General features: G+C 47.2%; 13 protein-coding genes. 3 read left to right on the plus strand and 10 right to left on the minus strand.

The window, feature by feature from the left end:
• Window positions 1-373 precede the first annotated feature (373 nt).
• From secF to C9I89_RS21250, 6 genes are all read right to left on the minus strand, one after another.
• Complete coding sequence (gene secF / locus C9I89_RS21225; protein WP_107285324.1) at window positions 374-1,321, minus strand: protein translocase subunit SecF; 948 nt, start codon at window positions 1,319-1,321, stop codon at window positions 374-376.
• A 12-nt stretch (window positions 1,322-1,333) separates the two neighbouring features.
• Window positions 1,334-3,187, minus strand: coding sequence for a protein translocase subunit SecD (gene secD / locus C9I89_RS21230; RefSeq protein ID WP_107285325.1), 1,854 nt, complete (start codon window positions 3,185-3,187; stop codon window positions 1,334-1,336).
• A gap of 26 nt (window positions 3,188-3,213) precedes the next feature.
• Complete coding sequence (gene yajC, locus C9I89_RS21235) at window positions 3,214-3,549, minus strand: preprotein translocase subunit YajC (RefSeq protein ID WP_107285326.1); 336 nt, start codon at window positions 3,547-3,549, stop codon at window positions 3,214-3,216.
• 22 nt (window positions 3,550-3,571) lie between these two features.
• Window positions 3,572-4,699, minus strand: coding sequence for a tRNA guanosine(34) transglycosylase Tgt (gene tgt / locus C9I89_RS21240; RefSeq protein ID WP_107285327.1), 1,128 nt, complete (start codon window positions 4,697-4,699; stop codon window positions 3,572-3,574).
• Between the two features lie 248 nt (window positions 4,700-4,947).
• The gene (gene queA, locus C9I89_RS21245) at window positions 4,948-6,000 is read right to left on the minus strand and encodes a tRNA preQ1(34) S-adenosylmethionine ribosyltransferase-isomerase QueA (protein ID WP_107285328.1); all 1,053 of its coding nucleotides are present in this window, start codon (window positions 5,998-6,000) and stop codon (window positions 4,948-4,950) included.
• Between the two features lie 101 nt (window positions 6,001-6,101).
• Window positions 6,102-7,184 (minus strand): S1 family serine peptidase, encoded by a 1,083-nt coding sequence (locus tag C9I89_RS21250; protein WP_107285329.1) that lies wholly within the window; start codon window positions 7,182-7,184, stop codon window positions 6,102-6,104.
• Between the two features lie 206 nt (window positions 7,185-7,390).
• Here C9I89_RS21250 and C9I89_RS21255 point away from each other — a divergent pair, with 206 nt between their 5' ends.
• Window positions 7,391-7,840, plus strand: a complete 450-nt coding sequence (locus tag C9I89_RS21255; RefSeq protein WP_107285330.1) for a CBS domain-containing protein — start codon at window positions 7,391-7,393, stop codon at window positions 7,838-7,840.
• Between the two features lie 249 nt (window positions 7,841-8,089).
• On the opposite strand, the gene aceA is transcribed toward C9I89_RS21255, so the two are convergent.
• From aceA to C9I89_RS21270, 3 genes are all read right to left on the minus strand, one after another.
• Entirely contained in the window at window positions 8,090-9,394 is a 1,305-nt protein-coding gene (gene aceA, locus C9I89_RS21260) for an isocitrate lyase (protein ID WP_107285331.1), read from the minus strand.
• A gap of 73 nt (window positions 9,395-9,467) precedes the next feature.
• Window positions 9,468-11,081, minus strand: a complete 1,614-nt coding sequence (aceB, locus tag C9I89_RS21265; protein WP_107285332.1) for a malate synthase A — start codon at window positions 11,079-11,081, stop codon at window positions 9,468-9,470.
• Between the two features lie 604 nt (window positions 11,082-11,685).
• Window positions 11,686-12,582, minus strand: coding sequence for a hydrogen peroxide-inducible genes activator (locus tag C9I89_RS21270; protein ID WP_107285333.1), 897 nt, complete (start codon window positions 12,580-12,582; stop codon window positions 11,686-11,688).
• A 132-nt stretch (window positions 12,583-12,714) separates the two neighbouring features.
• Here C9I89_RS21270 and C9I89_RS21275 point away from each other — a divergent pair, with 132 nt between their 5' ends.
• Window positions 12,715-13,317 carry a peroxiredoxin C gene (locus tag C9I89_RS21275; protein WP_107285334.1) on the plus strand — a complete coding sequence of 201 codons (603 nt, stop codon included), beginning with the start codon at window positions 12,715-12,717 and terminating at the stop codon, window positions 13,315-13,317.
• 262 nt (window positions 13,318-13,579) lie between these two features.
• Complete coding sequence (locus C9I89_RS21280) at window positions 13,580-14,320, plus strand: copper homeostasis protein CutC (RefSeq protein WP_107285335.1); 741 nt, start codon at window positions 13,580-13,582, stop codon at window positions 14,318-14,320.
• A 45-nt stretch (window positions 14,321-14,365) separates the two neighbouring features.
• Here C9I89_RS21280 and C9I89_RS21285 read toward each other — a convergent pair whose 3' ends face one another.
• Window positions 14,366-15,853 (minus strand): alpha/beta hydrolase, encoded by a 1,488-nt coding sequence (locus tag C9I89_RS21285; protein ID WP_170107754.1) that lies wholly within the window; start codon window positions 15,851-15,853, stop codon window positions 14,366-14,368.
• Between the last annotated feature and the right edge of the window lie 347 nt (window positions 15,854-16,200).

Here is a 16,200-nt window from a genome sequence, read left to right on the forward strand (position 1 = left end):
GTTCTGGGGTTCTGGGGTTCTGGGGTTCTGCAAGAAGAATTCAAAAATCAATTCTTCATGTCAAGCTTTGCTTTTCCTTGTTACTCGTTTCTAGGAGCTCGAAACTAGACCCCATAGAACCTCAGGACCATAGTCCGTTCTTCCCGCTCTTCCTAGCCACTCGTTTCTAGGAACTCGAAACTAGACCCCATAGAACCTCAGGACCATAGGTCCGTTCTTCCCGCTCTTCCTAACCACTCGTTTCTAGGAACTCGAAACTAGCCCCCCATAGAACCGCTTTTTAAGACGAAAAAAAACGGAACCTTCCGGCTCCGTTTTTATTCAGCTCAAGCTGGCAAGTCTCGTATCTCGACACCCGCCTCTCGAAACCTAATTAAGGCATCGCATCAAACTCTTCGCCTTCTTTCTCAACTTGCGGCGGCATCAGGTGTTCACGAGTGATACCCAATTTCAGTGCCAGTGCCGAAGCAACATAGATAGACGAGTAAGTACCGACCGTAATACCGATAAGCAACGCCGCGGCAAAACCGTGGATCATGCTGCCGCCTTTCATAAACAGCGCAATAACCACAAATAAGGTCGTCGCAGATGTGATCAAGGTACGACTCAACGTTTGGGTGATTGAGCTGTTCATAATGTCAGCGGGCTCACCTTTACGCATCTTACGGAAGTTCTCACGAATACGGTCGAAAACAACAATAGTATCGTTGAGCGAGTAACCGACAACGGTTAGCAAAGCTGCAACAATCGTCAGGTCGATTTCAATCTGCGTGAAAGAAAAGATACCAATGGTAATGATCACGTCGTGAGCCAGTGCCAGTACCGCACCAGCAGCCAGACGCCATTCAAAACGCATCGACACATAAAGCAGAATACAGATCAGCGCGGCCAGAATTGCCAGCCCGCCCGCTTCTGCCAGTTCATCACCCACATTAGGGCCAACAAACTCGATACGGCGCATTTCAACGTTCTGGCCAGTCCCCGCTTTCAATGCATCGATGATCTGGTTGCCCAGTTTCTCACCTTTGGCATCTTCTCGCGGTTGCAAACGGACGATCACATCACGTGCAGTACCAAAGTTCTGCACGATGGCATCGCCAAACCCTGCACCTTCCAGCGACTCTCGGATCAGAGATAAATCTGCCGGCTTCTCGAAGCCCACTTCAATCAGGGTACCACCGGTAAAATCCAGCCCCCAGTTAAGCTTTTGAGTCGCAACGGTGCCAATCGCACCCGCAATCATTATGATCGAAACAACAAAAGCCACTTTCGACCAGCGCATAAAGTCGATCGCGTTACCCGCTTTCAATATTTGAAACATGTCAGCGTCTCCTTAGATCGACAGCTTATCTACGCGCTTACCGCCATAGATAAAGTTAACTACAGCACGGGTACCCACAATCGCAGTAAACATAGAAGTCAGAATACCGATTGAAAGAGTAACAGCGAAGCCTTTAATTGCACCTGTACCTACCGCAAACAGAATAATTGCAGTGATTAAGGTCGTGATATTAGCATCGGCAATCGTACTGAACGCATTTGCGTAACCTTGCTGAATCGCATGCTGAGGGCTGCGGCCCTCTTGTAGCTCTTCACGGATACGCTCAAAGATCAGTACGTTAGCATCAACTGCCATACCCACAGTCAATACGATACCGGCAATACCCGGCAAGGTCATAGTTGCCCCCGGGATCATCGACATCACACCGATAATCAACACCAGGTTCATCGCCAGCGCCATATTGGCAATCAGACCAAACTTACGGTAGTACAACAGGGTAAACAGCATTACTGCAATCATGCCCCATATACATGCCTGAATACCCATATCGATATTCTGCTGGCCCATAGACGGACCAATGGTACGCTCTTCGACAATAGAGATTGGCGCAATCAACGCACCCGCGCGCAGCAGTAGTGCCAGGTTATGTGCTTCAGCCTGCGAATCAATACCGGTAATACGGAAGTTACGGCCCAGTGCTGTCTGGATAGTTGCCTGATTGATCACTTCTTCGTGTTTCTGAAGAATAACCTTACCGTCCGGGTTACGCTTACCGCTGTCTTTATACTCGGTAAACACCGTTGCCATCAGCTTACCCACGTTGTTACGTGAGAATGCTGTCATCTTGCTACCACCTTCGCTATCTAGCGAAATGTTAACCTGAGGACGACCATATTCATCAGCACTTGAGCTTGCATCGGTGATGTGAGAACCCGCAAGAATAATGCGTTTCTTCAGTACTGCCGGACGCTTGTCACGGGTGTACTTCACTTCACTTCCAGCCGGTACACGGCCTGCAGCGGCTGCCGCAAGATCTGCGGTACTGTCCACTTCACGGAACTCAAGGGTTGCTGTCGCACCAAGAATCTCTTTGGCACGAGCAGTATCCTGAACACCAGGCAGTTCAACAACAATACGGTTTGCACCCTGACGCTGTACCAGAGGTTCAGCAACACCTAGCTCATTCACACGGTTACGAAGAATAGTAATATTCTGATCGACTGCGTAGTTACGGATCTCTTTCAGGCGCTCTTCGGTAAATACCGCCGTCAGCACGAAACGCCCATTGCTGTCACTGTCAGTGAACAGCATATCCGGGTGCAGTTTAGCCAGTGCAACTTTCGCTTCATCCAGCTGCTCTGCATTACGCAGACGCACCTCTACCGATGAATCAGTTTTGCTGATCGCGCGATAGCGAACTTTGGCTTCACGCAGTTCGGTACGGAAAGTCTCTTCTTGTTGACCAAGCAGTTTTTCCATCGCCGCGTCCATATCCACTTCCATCAGGAAGTGCACACCACCACGCAAATCAAGGCCCAGCTTCATTGGCGTCGCACCAATGGATTCAAGCCAGTCAGGTGTTGATGCTGCCAGGTTCAGCGCAACAACATAATCTTCGCCAAGTTGATCATTAAGAATATCGCGAGCACTGATTTGAGTATCAGTATCGTGAAAGCGAACCAGTACAGTACCGTTTTCGAAAGCGACAGATTTATAGGAGATTTGGCTTTTTTCTAAATCTTCGGTGACAGTATCCAATGCAGACATATCAACCGAGGCGCCACGCGCCCCGGTGATTTGAATCGCTGGATCTTCACCGTAAACATTGGGAAGTGCATAAAGCAAACCGATAAGCAGTGCAAACACCACCATCAGATTCTTCCACAAGGGATAACGGTTTAACACTGCTGTGATCCTTCAAAGCGAATAAATTACAGAGATTTCATTGTGCCTTTTGGCAGAACTGCTGAAACAAAATCTTTTTTGATTGTCACTTCAGTGCTGTCATTCAGGGCAATAACAATGTAATCGCTCTCTTCTGAAACTTTAGTGATTTTACCAAGCAAACCACCGCTCGTTAGTACTTCATCACCTTTGCCCATAGAAGACATCAGGCTCTTGTGCTCTTTAACACGCTTCGCCTGTGGGCGATAAATCATAAAATAAAAAATTACAGCGAAAAGGCCTAGCATGATGAAAAGCTGCATGCTGCCACCTTGTGGAGCACCTTCAGCAGCGGCATGTGCCTGAGAAATGAAAAGACTCATTTAATAACGTCCTCGTTGATTGTTAAGCGTTGTTTAATGGTGGAACTTCTCTGTCGCGACGTGCGTAGAATTCTTCTACAAACGCATCGAAACGATCTTCTTCAATCGCCTTACGAATACTTGCCATCAAACGCTGGTAGTAACGTAAGTTGTGGATTGTGTTAAGGCGCGCACCCAGGATTTCGTTACACTTATCCAGATGATACAGATATGCCTTTGAATAATTGCGACAAGTGTAACAGTCACAGTGCGGATCCAGAGGGGTTGTATCCGTTTTATGTTTCGCATTACGGATCTTGATCACACCACCGGTCACAAAAAGGTGTCCATTGCGGGCATTTCGAGTCGGCATAACGCAGTCGAACATATCGATACCGCGGCGTACACCTTCAACCAGGTCTTCAGGTTTACCTACGCCCATCAAGTAGCGAGGCTTATCTTCAGGCAATTTAGGGCAGGTATGCTCTAGAATACGATGCATATCTTCTTTTGGCTCACCAACCGCCAGACCGCCAACTGCATAACCGTCAAAACCAATGTTAGTCAGGCCTTCAACAGAAACGTCGCGTAAATCTTCATATACACCGCCCTGAACAATACCGAACAATGCATTAGGGTTTTCTTGCTTATCGAACTGATTACGACTGCGTTGTGCCCAGCGCAATGACATTTCCATCGATTTCTTCGCTTCATCGTGTGTCGCGGGATATGGCGTACACTCATCGAAGATCATAACAATGTCAGAACCTAAGTCGTACTGAATTTCCATCGACTTCTCGGCGTCCATGAAAATCTTGTCACCGTTTACCGGGTTACGGAAATGTACACCCTCTTCAGTGATTTTGCGCATTGCACCCAAGCTAAATACCTGGAAACCGCCTGAATCAGTCAGGATAGGGCCTTTCCATTGCATGAAGTCGTGCAGGTCACCGTGCAGTTTCATTACTTCCTGACCCGGGCGAAGCCACAGGTGGAAAGTATTGCCTAGAATGATCTGTGCACCGGTATCTTGCACTTCTTCCGGCGTCATGCCCTTAACCGTACCGTAAGTACCCACAGGCATAAATGCCGGCGTTTCAACCGTACCACGATCAAACTGCAGGCGACCGCGACGCGCGCGTCCCTGAGTTTTATCTAATTCAAATTTCACTAAACCTCCAAAAGCCAGAGAAACAATCTGACATCAATTCCTACGAAAGGACTTAAGCACAAAAGGTCAATTGCCTGATGTACATGTTACATGTATCGCCACGCCATAAAGCCTAGCGGAAGAAAATTAAGAGTCATGGCAAATCATCAATCCAAGTTGCCATCGCTCTTTTGCCGATGCTATAAGCCGACAAAGGCTGCGATTTTAACAAAAGCAGCCTTAAGAGACACTGATTTAACAACCTAAGTTCATTTGTTTTTTCGGGTGATAAACATCGAGTCGCCATAACTGAAGAAGCGATATTTATTTTCAACCGCCTGCAGGTAAGCATTCATCGTATGTTCATAGCCTGCAAATGCACTCACCAGCATAATAAGCGTTGACTCGGGCAGGTGAAAATTCGTTACCAATACATCCACCAGCTGGAATTCATAGCCAGGGAAGATGAAAATATCGGTATCGCCGAAAAATGGCTTCAGCTCAGTACCCTTTTTCACCGCATCCTGGGCAGCACTTTCCAGTGAACGGACGGAAGTCGTTCCCACCGCAACCACACGGCCGCCGTTAGCTTTAGTTGCATTGATCGCATCAACGACCTCTTGCGGTACTTCGACGTATTCGGCATGCATGTGGTGATCGTCAATATTATCAACGCGTACAGGCTGGAACGTACCGGCCCCGACATGCAGCGTTACGAAGGCGAAATTAACCCCTTTCGCTCTGAGCGCATCCATTAAGGTATCATCAAAGTGCAACCCCGCCGTCGGGGCAGCAACGGCACCCGGCTTGGTATTATAAACCGTTTGATAACGCTCTTTATCAGCATCTTCGTCAGGGCGGTCAATATAAGGCGGTAGCGGCATATGACCGACATCTTCCAGAATTTCCAACACTGTTTTATCGCTATTAAAGCGAATTTCAAACAGTGCATCATGGCGTGCTACCATTTCTGCCTGATATTCATCATTTTCACCCAGCAGCAACTCATTGCCCGGTTTTGGCGATTTTGATGCGCGTACATGCGCCAAGATGCTCTTGTCATCTAACATACGTTCAACAAGGACTTCTAATTTGCCGCCAGAGGCTTTGCGGCCAAATATCCGGGCAGGGATCACACGCGTATTATTGAATACCAGCAGATCACCAGGCTGAACCAGATCAAGCACATCTTTAAAGCCTTTGTGCTGGATCTCGCCTGTATCGCCAGTGAGTTGCAGAAGGCGACTCGCTGTACGCTCAGGTTGTGGATAACGAGCAATAAGCTCATCAGGAAGGTCAAAATGAAAATCAGAAACTTGCATCGTTATATGCCTCAAATTACAGCAGGCAGGTAGTATAGGCTGCCTTACTGCAATTTCAAGGAAAGATGGGATTTGCAGGCCAATTTGCGAATATTATCCGTTTATTCCCGAACACGTGAAACTCGCCGCCGATATGCCGCCAACATGAGTAACAGCAGACTCATCATCCCGGCACTGCCACCGCTGTCTGATTTAACGACTGGCTCGGCGATCCCGTCACCAGCATTACTATAATCCGACAGAAACGGGTTAATACTAAAATCCCGATCAGGTAATGCGGCTATCGTGATCCCCGTTTCGCCTTCAATCCAGCGGTGATAATTCGCGACCTCGGTATACACTCCGGGTAGATCACTCGCACAGCCTTTGCCAAAGCTGACCAAACCGACTAACCGTAAACCAAAATCACGGTTACTGGCAGCCTGCGGATCTTGCCAAACCAAGGGGCCGCCCGAATCACCAAAACAACTATCCCGAACGAACAAAGGTGAGGGTGAACTCGCGCATACGTAAATTCTGGCGTCATTAGAATCTATATTTGCTCCCCACAGACGGTCACACATAGTATCGGGTACACCTGATAATAGGGTCTGTCTTAACTGTGTTGATCCGGAGTTACTGGTATCATCAGCATCCGTGCTTCCCCAGCCAGAGACCAGCAGATTTGGCGGTCTGTCACTGTTTGCTACCCAGCTATTTAGAAACTCATTATCAGCCCGATCCTGGGTCTCCATATTTGCAATCTGAATCGGTATCGCACTGGCTGAAACCGGTTCAGCCAGAACTAATAACGCAATATCATTCTTAAAACTGGTCGGGTTAAAATCAGGGTGCAGCACTCTTTTGTCCACAGAGATTGCATTCGTGCTATTGGCACTGAAAATACTGGTAATGCCAGCCCAAACCTGGATATTTTCAGCTAACACCGTCATTGAACTGTTTTGCATACAGTGTGCTGCGGTTAGCACGATCGTCGGGGTGATCACGACACCACCACAAATGAATGTCTGTCCACCCGTAGGGCCAGGAAAGGTCAAGTTAAGGTAAACCTGCCAGGGAATTTCATTGGTGGATGATTCAATTCCCCCGATAATTTTAGGGGCCATCGCCGGCTCAGCAGCCACCACTTGAACGGCGAACAACGTATTCCAACATAATAAGAATCCAACCAATAACTTAGTCATCAGGCAATACCTATCAGGGATACCGTTTATTGATTATATGACACAAATCACCTTTTAACCGTTAAATAACACCGCCCATACCAAATAGTAACTTTGCGTTTTTTTGACTATGGTCATAGGTAGTTACGTCAATATTCGCTACATTCAGAGAGGACAAGGAAAGAATTATTTTTGTCTAATTGCAGCAGGAGCTGCCGGAGGTTTGTATGTTTACTGTCTCAGATATGATGACTCCTCATCCTCATACACTTAGTCCCTCTCATACCCTGAGGGATGCCAAAAAAGTGATGGCAGAGCTAGGGATACGACATATTCCGATCACCAATGATGAAAACCACCTGGTCGGTTTAGTGACTCAGCGGGATGTGTTAGCAGCACAGGAATCAAGTTTAGAGCATATTAGCAAAGCCAACGCTATCTCCACCCTAGATATCTCGCTGGATCAATGTATGAACCGCACGTTGCTCAGTGTAAATTCTCATGCAGGCTTGAAAGAAGCGGCCACCTATATGCAAAAGCATAAAATTGGTTGTTTACCTGTTACTCATAAGAAGAAGCTGGTGGGGATCATTACCGATTCAGATTTCGTGTCTATTGCGATTAACCTGCTAGAAATTCAGGAAGAAATTGAACCGCTGAATGAAGACGAAGCCTAACTGGTTTTGGTTTTGTTATAAATCGCGAATTTCCTAGCTCACGGGCACCTTGCTGCCGCTAAACAGCAACGCAAACGCCAGTTGGAATATATATTAACTACCTCAACATACAGAGGCCGCCCTGAATCTAGTATCTTGGGATGATTTTGGTATAACGCGCATAAAAAAGGGGGGAGCAACGAGTGCTCCCCGACTTACCAAAAACGATAACAACGATTTGCTAGGATAGATTTTACAAAACCAGTCTGGTTAGAATTGATCTTCTTCCGTTGAGCCGGTCAGCGCGGTGACTGACGACTGGCCCCCCTGGATGGTATTGGTCATTTTATCGAAATAGCCGGTACCCACTTCCTGCTGGTGTGCAACGAAGGTATAACCACGCTCAGCAGCGGCAAACTCCGGACGCTGTACCTTTTCAACATAGTGCCGCATACCTTCACCCTGCGCATAAGCATGCGCTAGCTCAAACATGTTGAACCACATGTTGTGGATACCTGCCAGTGTTATGAATTGATACTTGTAGCCCATGTCTGACAGCTCTTGCTGGAACTTAGTGATCGTTTCAGCATCAAGATTTTTCTCCCAGTTAAAGGACGGCGAGCAGTTATATGCCAGTAACTGATCCGGATACTGAGCATGAATGGCTTCGGCAAACTTACGCGCCTCTTCCAGACAAGGTTTTGCAGTTTCGCACCAGATAAGATCAGCGTATGGTGCGTAAGCCAAACCACGAGAAATAGCTTGGTCAATACCCGCACGTACGCGGTAGAACCCTTCTGCGGTACGCTCACCAACAATAAAGTCGTTATCGTATGAATCACAATCTGACGTTAACAAGTCAGCCGCGTTAGCATCAGTACGGGCAATAACAAGTGTTGTGGTACCCGCCACGTCAGCCGCTAAGCGTGCGGCGACTAACTTTTGCACGGCTTCTTGGGTCGGTACCAGTACCTTGCCCCCCATATGCCCACATTTTTTCACTGATGCTAGCTGATCTTCAAAGTGCACACCTGCCGCTCCGGCATCAATCATATTACGCATCAATTCATAAGCATTAAGCACCCCACCAAAACCGGCTTCGGCATCCGCGACAATCGGCAAGAAGTAATCAATACCTTCTTCCGGGCTGCCGCCATTTGCCCACTGGATCTGATCGGCACGACGGAATGCATTGTTTATGCGGGTTACTACGGCGGGTACGGAATCAACCGGATACAATGATTGATCTGGGTACATCGTCGATGCGGTATTATTATCTGCAGCAACTTGCCAACCTGATAAATAAATCGCTTCAATTCCTGCTTTTGCCTGTTGAACCGCCTGACCACCGGTTAGCGCACCAAGACAGTTAACATATCCCTTTTTCGCCGAGCCATTAACCAGATCCCACAGCTTATCGGCACCGCGCTGGGCAATCGTATTGGCCGGGGCAAATGAACCACGCAGATTTATCACTTCTTCTGCGGTGTAAGTACGCTTTACGTGCTTCCAACGTGGATTTTCAGCCCAGTCTTTTTCAATAGCTTCAATTTGCTGCTGGCGAGTCAATGTCATAATGATGTCCCTCGTTTCATTTGGCGATAATCAACTTAACGCAATCGTTAATGTTTATTTTCTTTGGCAATGATTACGGCAAGTATTCATAGCCGGGTACAGTCAGGAAATTCACTAATTCATCACTGGTAGTGAGTCGCGACATTAAATTCGCAGCTTCCTGATATTGTCCTTGTTGGAACGTGTCCCGTCCCAGTTCCAGTTCCAACACGATCAACTCTTCTTGTAGCATCTGTTCAAACAAGGCCTTAGTCACAACGCTACCGTTGCTCAGCGACTTTCCGTGCTTGATCCACTGCCAGATTGATGCCCGCGAAATCTCTGCGGTAGCGGCATCTTCCATCAAACCGTAGATCGGTACACAGCCATTGCCGGTGATCCAGGATTCGATATATTGCACCGCAACGCGAATGTTATGGCGCATCCCCTCTTCAGTACGCTCGCCTTCACAAGGCTCTAGTAATTCGGCAGCGGTAATCGGGGCATCTTGTTCGCGGCTAATATCCAGCTGGTTGCGACGAGCACCTAGCGCTTTATCAAAAACAGCTTTTGCCGTATCTGCCAGCCCGGGGTGTGCGACCCAAGTGCCGTCATGGCCATTTTTCGCTTCCAGCGACTTGTCTGTCTGAATCTTATTCAGCACCCATTCATTACGCTCAGGATCTTTGGACGGAATAAAGGCAGCCATGCCTCCCATCGCAAACGCCCCTCGCCGATGGCAGGTTCGAACCAGTAATCGTGAATAAGCATTAAGGAAAGGTTTTTCCATGGTGACCACCTGACGGTCCGGCAAAACCCGGTCAGGGTAATTACGTAATGTTTTGATATAGCTGAATATATAATCCCATCGCCCACAATTCAGGCCTACAATATGTTCTTTCAGGCTGTAGAGAATTTCATCCATCTCAAACACCGCAGGCAAGGTTTCAATCAATACCGTGGCTTTAATGGTGCCGCGAGAAAGACCGAATTCATCTTCGGCAAAACTGAACACATCACTCCACCAGGCCGCTTCCTGATAAGCCTGCAGCTTAGGCAGATAAAAATACGGGCCGCTGCCTTTAGCCAGCAACTGTTTGTAGTTATGGAAAAAGTACAAGGCGAAATCAAATAATGAACCAGGGATCGCCTCCCCCTGCCACAACAGATGTTTCTCAGGTAAATGAAGGCCGCGAACACGGCAGATCAGCACTGCAGGATCATCGCAGAGCTTGTACTCTTTCCCATTTTCCGGATTGATATAACTGATCGTTCTATTGATGGCGTCACGAAGATTTTGCTGCCCATCCAGCACCTCATCCCACCCAGGTGCAAAGGAATCTTCAAAGTCAGCCATGAACACTTTCACGTTCGCATTCAGGGCATTGATGACCATTTTCCGATCGACCGGACCGGTAATCTCGACTCGGCGATCCTGTAGATCGTCGGGGATCCCCTGAATCGTCCAGTCACTATCACGAATATGCGAAGTTTCAGGAAGAAAATCCGGTAACGTACCGGCATCGATTGCAGCCTGACGAGCCTCGCGGGCAGCTAGCAGTTCAGGCACTCGGGAAGCAAAGCGCTGTACTAAACGCTCTAAGAACTGCAGAGCCTCATCGCTAAGGATCTCTTGTTGCTCTGATGTCAGCGTCGTCTGTAATGACAGCTTTACATGGTGATTCGGTGTACTTCCTTTATCCGTCATCGCTCCCTCCCCCTACCTTCACTTGTAACTTAATCACTACTTTTATCAGTAATGACAGAAATTACTCTTATGCTACCACCCACCTTAACAGCTTCTTTACGTTGCCGTAACAAATCAGCAAAAGCAAGTAAATATTTTTGGCGCGCATCAAACCAACCACACCTGATAGCAATAAAAACAGTAGCTTAATAAGTGTAGAGCAAAAACTCAAAACGCCAAATTAAAACAAAAATCAGGAAAAAGTTCGGTAGGCATGATACTCACCAATCAAAGGCATATTTGTAACCAGTTACGTAATTAAATTACACCAGGAGTGTATTCTATCGAGGAAGGAAAAACCGTTTGAAACATGGCGTGTGGGAAAGGGATATCAAAAACAAATAAATAACAGGTGGTTATAAACACGCACTGCTCATATTTCATACACATTTAGCGAAATTTATTATTCATCTTGTTTCATTTATTCGCGAGGCGAAACAAAATAAACCTACAAAAAGGCAACCTTTACGCCGCCTTTAGTAAGATGACATATACTAATAAACGCTAGATTAAAAGAATATCATGCTGTCAAAAAGGGAGTTCTGACAGCACAGCCTCAACGTTGCTATAAAAGCCCCTCAACAATATCAGCCAAGCCATTAAATGTTTGGATCCGACTTGAAGTCGGCCGCCAAACCAAGCCAATTTGACGATAAGCGGCCTGGCCCGGGGGTTCGACAACGACTAGGTTTTGGTTATCCAGCAAACCATGATCAATCGCCATCTGGGGAATAAAGGTTGTGCCTAAACCATTTGCCACCATTTGAACTAATGTATGCAAACTGGTGGCGGTAAAAGGATTAATTTTCTCTTTGGTTGTGAGTTTGCACGCTGAAACCGCATGTTCGGTTAAGCAATGTTCTTTCTCCAGTAGAAAAACAGATTCATCGGGTAAATCAGCATATCGAAGTGGAACGTTCACTTTTTCCGCCTGATTTTTACTGATCACCATTTTGAACGCATCACGGCCAACAACCTTGCTATGCATACCGTTAATTTCAATGGGCAAGGCGAGGATCAAGACATCCATTTCACCATTTCTCAGCGCTGCCAGCAGATTCGTCGTGGTATCTTCACGCAACAACAAGTGAAGCTTTGGATGCAGGCGGTTTACTTCTTGCACCAAGTCACACAGAAGAAAAGGCGCAATCGTCGGGATACACCCTACTCGCAACTTTCCTTCCATACCATCTCCGGTACATTTAGACAGTTCCATTAAATCCTGGCTACGCGCCAGTAACTCACGGGATCGGGTAACCACTTCTTCGCCCATTGAGGTGAAGACCAGAGATTTATTATCACGCTCGATCAGTTGACAGCTCAGCAACTCTTCCAAATTCTGAATACCTGAACTCAATGTAGACTGACTTACAAAACATTTTTTTGCCGCATCACCAAAGTGACGGGTTTCAAACAGTGTCACCAGATAGTGAAGCTGTTTTAGAGAGGGAAACTTTGTCATCGTTTTTTTCGATTACTTCAATCTGTTTATTCCGCTTTTTTCAATCTACCAGTTTCGCTATAGTTTGTCTCGTCCAAACAAGGAGCCCACCGAGAAGGTCGGCACCAAACTGAATATTGTAGGAGCACCAAAATGGTACTAGTAGGTCGTCAAGCACCAGATTTTACTGCTGCAGCTGTTTTAGGTAACGGCGAAATCGTTGATAACTTCAACTTTGCAGAGTTTACTAAAGGTAAAAAAGCGGTAGTTTTCTTCTACCCACTAGACTTCACTTTTGTTTGCCCATCTGAGCTCATCGCTTTTGACAAGCGTTTTGAAGATTTCCAAGCGAAAGGCGTTGAAGTTATCGGTGTTTCTATCGATTCTCAGTTCTCTCATAACGCATGGCGCAACACGGCTGTTGAAAACGGCGGTATCGGTCAGGTTAAATACCCGCTCGTTGCTGATGTTAAGCACGAAATCTGCAAAGCTTACGATGTTGAGCATCCAGAAGCTGGTGTTGCTTTCCGCGGTTCTTTCCTAATTGACGAAGACGGTGCAGTACGTCACCAAGTAGTCAACGATTTACCACTAGGCCGTAACATCGACGAAATGCTACGTATGGTTGACGCACTAAACTTCCACCAGAAAAACGGTGAAGTTTGCCCGGCACAGTGGGAAGAAGGCAAAGCGGGTATGGATGCATCGCCAAAAGGTGTTGCTGACTACCTGTCTGAGCACACTGCAGACCTGTAAGTCTCAGCACAAGAATGCTATAAGCAGCACCCCGCTCAACGGTGTTGTGGCAACAAACGCGATAGCGTAAAGCCAAAGTCAGCCGCAAGGCAAAAAAATAATGAGGCCCGGACCACCGGGCCCTTTTTAGTTTAAAAGGTACGAGTATCTAGAAACGAGATACGAGCAATACCCACCAGATGCCACTCGCCACTGAAGCATATTTCCCCCACCCTTTTTGTTATAGACTACTGCCCTATTCCCTTCCCTGTCGGTTAATTGTATGTTCCAGCATATTGAAGTCTGTATTGATAACCTTGAATCTTTGCACTATGCCCAACAGGGTGGCGCAACCCGCATTGAGCTGTGCTCATCATTAGCGCTTGGCGGCTTAACCCCCAGCGTCGGTTTTATGAAGCAAGCCGCTAAACATGCTCTTATTCCTGTGTATGCCATGATCCGCCCTCGTCAGGGGGATTTTTTGTTTTCAGATGACGAGATTGAGCTGATGCTGGAAGATATTCATGCCGCCAAACAAGCTGGCCTGCAAGGTGTCGTGGTCGGTGTTTTAACTCCTCAAAGCCAGATCAACCGCGATGCGCTAACAACGCTGGTGAAAGAAGCCAAGGGGCTGGGCGTTACCTTCCACCGTGCAATTGATCAGTGCAGAGAGCCTTTTGAAGCACTGGATACGATTATGTCGACAGGTTGTGAGCGAGTACTTACATCCGGGCTTGAAGCCAATGCTCTGGCAGGTACTGATACTATTGCCCGTATGGTGCAGCATTGCGGAAATCGTTTGAGTATCATGGCCGGAGCCGGTGTTACTGCAGATAATGCCGTTGAAATCATCGCTAAAAGCGGCATCGAAGAGATCCACCTTTCCGGTAAAAGCACCCGAGCCAGCCATATGATCAACGTTGCCCGTCAGGCACATATGGGCAGTGCTGACATTGATGACTTTCTTATACCGGTAACCTCTGCCGAGAAAATTGCGGCGGTGGTAAGAGCAATTCAATGTTAATTCAATAGCAAGATCAAAAGAGCCTGCTATTGCAGGCTCTTAAGGTTACCAGCCAATCACATCTTTCGCTGGATGCGGAGTATCCGGGGTTACTGCAAACTTCTTAGCCGATACCGATGATACATCACAGGTATTATCGGCAATATTCTGGGTCGGATCGAGCAGATAAGCCGTGGTACTCTGATCGACACAACCGATGCCACTATAACTAAAGCCATGATCAACATAGTTATCAACGGTGACCAGTGAGGCCGATGAACCAAAACTAGCCGCCATAGCTTCAGCCCAGGTATAGGGTGTGGCCGGATCGTACTGACCACCAATAATCAGAATCTGCTTATCGCCCAGCCCTAACGGCTTTTCCGTTATCGCCGGGATCGGATCCCGCAGTGCTGACCACCCTTTACACAGTTCAGCCGTCTGAACATACGTCAACATACCGTATAAGGAAGATTCAGCCTTATAGCGATCGTCTGAGGTATCAATTTCACTATCTGATAAATGGGTTCTCTCATCGGTACACACCACGGCTTTAAACAGGGCATTGCCTCTAAGATCATCTTCCGAACCCGAATAATGTTTATTGTAACCACTAGCAAGCTTTAACGATAAAGCCTCTTTAAGTTCAGCTGCCATATACTTATCGAGTAGATTAATTAGCCCAGGGCTAATATCAGACCAGTCACCTGAAGACTCTCTGGCTACGGTCAGGTTCAGCGCCGATGAACCTTGCTTAAAAGTAAGTGCCCCATCGATTGCCTGGTAAGAATTACCACTGAACAGAGTGTCGACAATAGTTTGATAGTGAACCTTTCGGTTAGGTTTCTTATCATATTCTAAGCGGAAACCGGCAATTTTCTCGTAACCAGCTGCATTACCAATACGAATTTCAACGTTGTTCGCATCGGTTGGCGACATTGGGGAATCTAATACAATAGCCCGGACACGCTCCGGAAACATCTTGGCGTATAGTGAACCCAGGCGGGTGCCATAAGAGTAGCCCAAGAAATTCAGTTTCTCTTCACCAAGCATCGCGCGCAACCGATCGATATCTTTAACGACGGTATTACTACCCAGGAAAGGCGCAACTTGGGTAAAAGTGGCTGTACAATCACCGTCCCCTTCAGACTCAGCCACCGCACACTCTGTCAGCTCAGAAGCAAAAGCACTCTGACCGGTGCCGCGCGGATCGATTCCCACGATATCAAAGCGATTGAGAATATCCTGGGGGATCCAATAATTATTAATCATCAAGCCGACGCCACCTACCGCAGCTGCGCTTGGCCCGCCAAAGTTAAACACCAGGATACCAATACGGTTGGCTGGGTCTTGTGCTTTATGGACCCCGTAATGAATATTGACCTGCTCGCCAGTCTCATCGGCATAACTTTTAGGCACAGACATGAAGCCACATTCCATATTGACCGGACATATCGAGTCAACACGATTTTTAGCAAACTGGTCGTCGCTACCGCCACTGTTACAACCAGCCAGGAAAAGGCTGGCCAATAAGCCAGATACCAACCGATACATCATTCATCCTTATTTATTGTTATTCGCAACCACTGCAGGGCGAATAATAACATACCGTACAATTATTAATCTCCGAAATACAGGACCATATAACAAACTCTTTCATTCGTTATACCCAAGTTACCTCAAGATGCAGGATTCAGAGTGATGCCAGCCAGTTCAATTCAAGGAAAATGTGCGAAGGAATGACTGGTCCTTTCGAGTGCATTTGACACCGAAGTGAGCTGGCTGGATCACTCCCGAAGGGCGAGTTTTCCAGGCACTAATGATGCGTTGCTGATTTTTGATGTAGAGCGACTATATCTGCAAATCAGCGCCTGACCTTAGCGCCTGACCTTAGCGCCTGG

The sequence above is a fragment of the Photobacterium lipolyticum genome (assembly GCF_003026475.1).
GTDB classification, from domain to species: Bacteria; Pseudomonadota; Gammaproteobacteria; order Enterobacterales; family Vibrionaceae; genus Photobacterium; species Photobacterium lipolyticum.

Coding starts and splice junctions, on each gene's coding strand:
- secF (WP_107285324.1), bottom strand. CDS start 1,321: ATGTTTCAAATATTGAAAGCGGGTAACGCGATCGACTTTATGCGCTGG.
- C9I89_RS21275 (WP_107285334.1), top strand. CDS start 12,715: ATGGTACTAGTAGGTCGTCAAGCACCAGATTTTACTGCTGCAGCTGTT.
- yajC (WP_107285326.1), bottom strand. CDS start 3,549: ATGAGTCTTTTCATTTCTCAGGCACATGCCGCTGCTGAAGGTGCTCCA.
- C9I89_RS21255 (WP_107285330.1), top strand. CDS start 7,391: ATGTTTACTGTCTCAGATATGATGACTCCTCATCCTCATACACTTAGT.
- C9I89_RS21270 (WP_107285333.1), bottom strand. CDS start 12,582: ATGACAAAGTTTCCCTCTCTAAAACAGCTTCACTATCTGGTGACACTG.
- C9I89_RS21285 (WP_170107754.1), bottom strand. CDS start 15,853: ATGTATCGGTTGGTATCTGGCTTATTGGCCAGCCTTTTCCTGGCTGGT.
- aceB (WP_107285332.1), bottom strand. CDS start 11,081: ATGACGGATAAAGGAAGTACACCGAATCACCATGTAAAGCTGTCATTA.
- aceA (WP_107285331.1), bottom strand. CDS start 9,394: ATGACATTGACTCGCCAGCAGCAAATTGAAGCTATTGAAAAAGACTGG.
- queA (WP_107285328.1), bottom strand. CDS start 6,000: ATGCAAGTTTCTGATTTTCATTTTGACCTTCCTGATGAGCTTATTGCT.
- C9I89_RS21280 (WP_107285335.1), top strand. CDS start 13,580: ATGTTCCAGCATATTGAAGTCTGTATTGATAACCTTGAATCTTTGCAC.
- C9I89_RS21250 (WP_107285329.1), bottom strand. CDS start 7,184: ATGACTAAGTTATTGGTTGGATTCTTATTATGTTGGAATACGTTGTTC.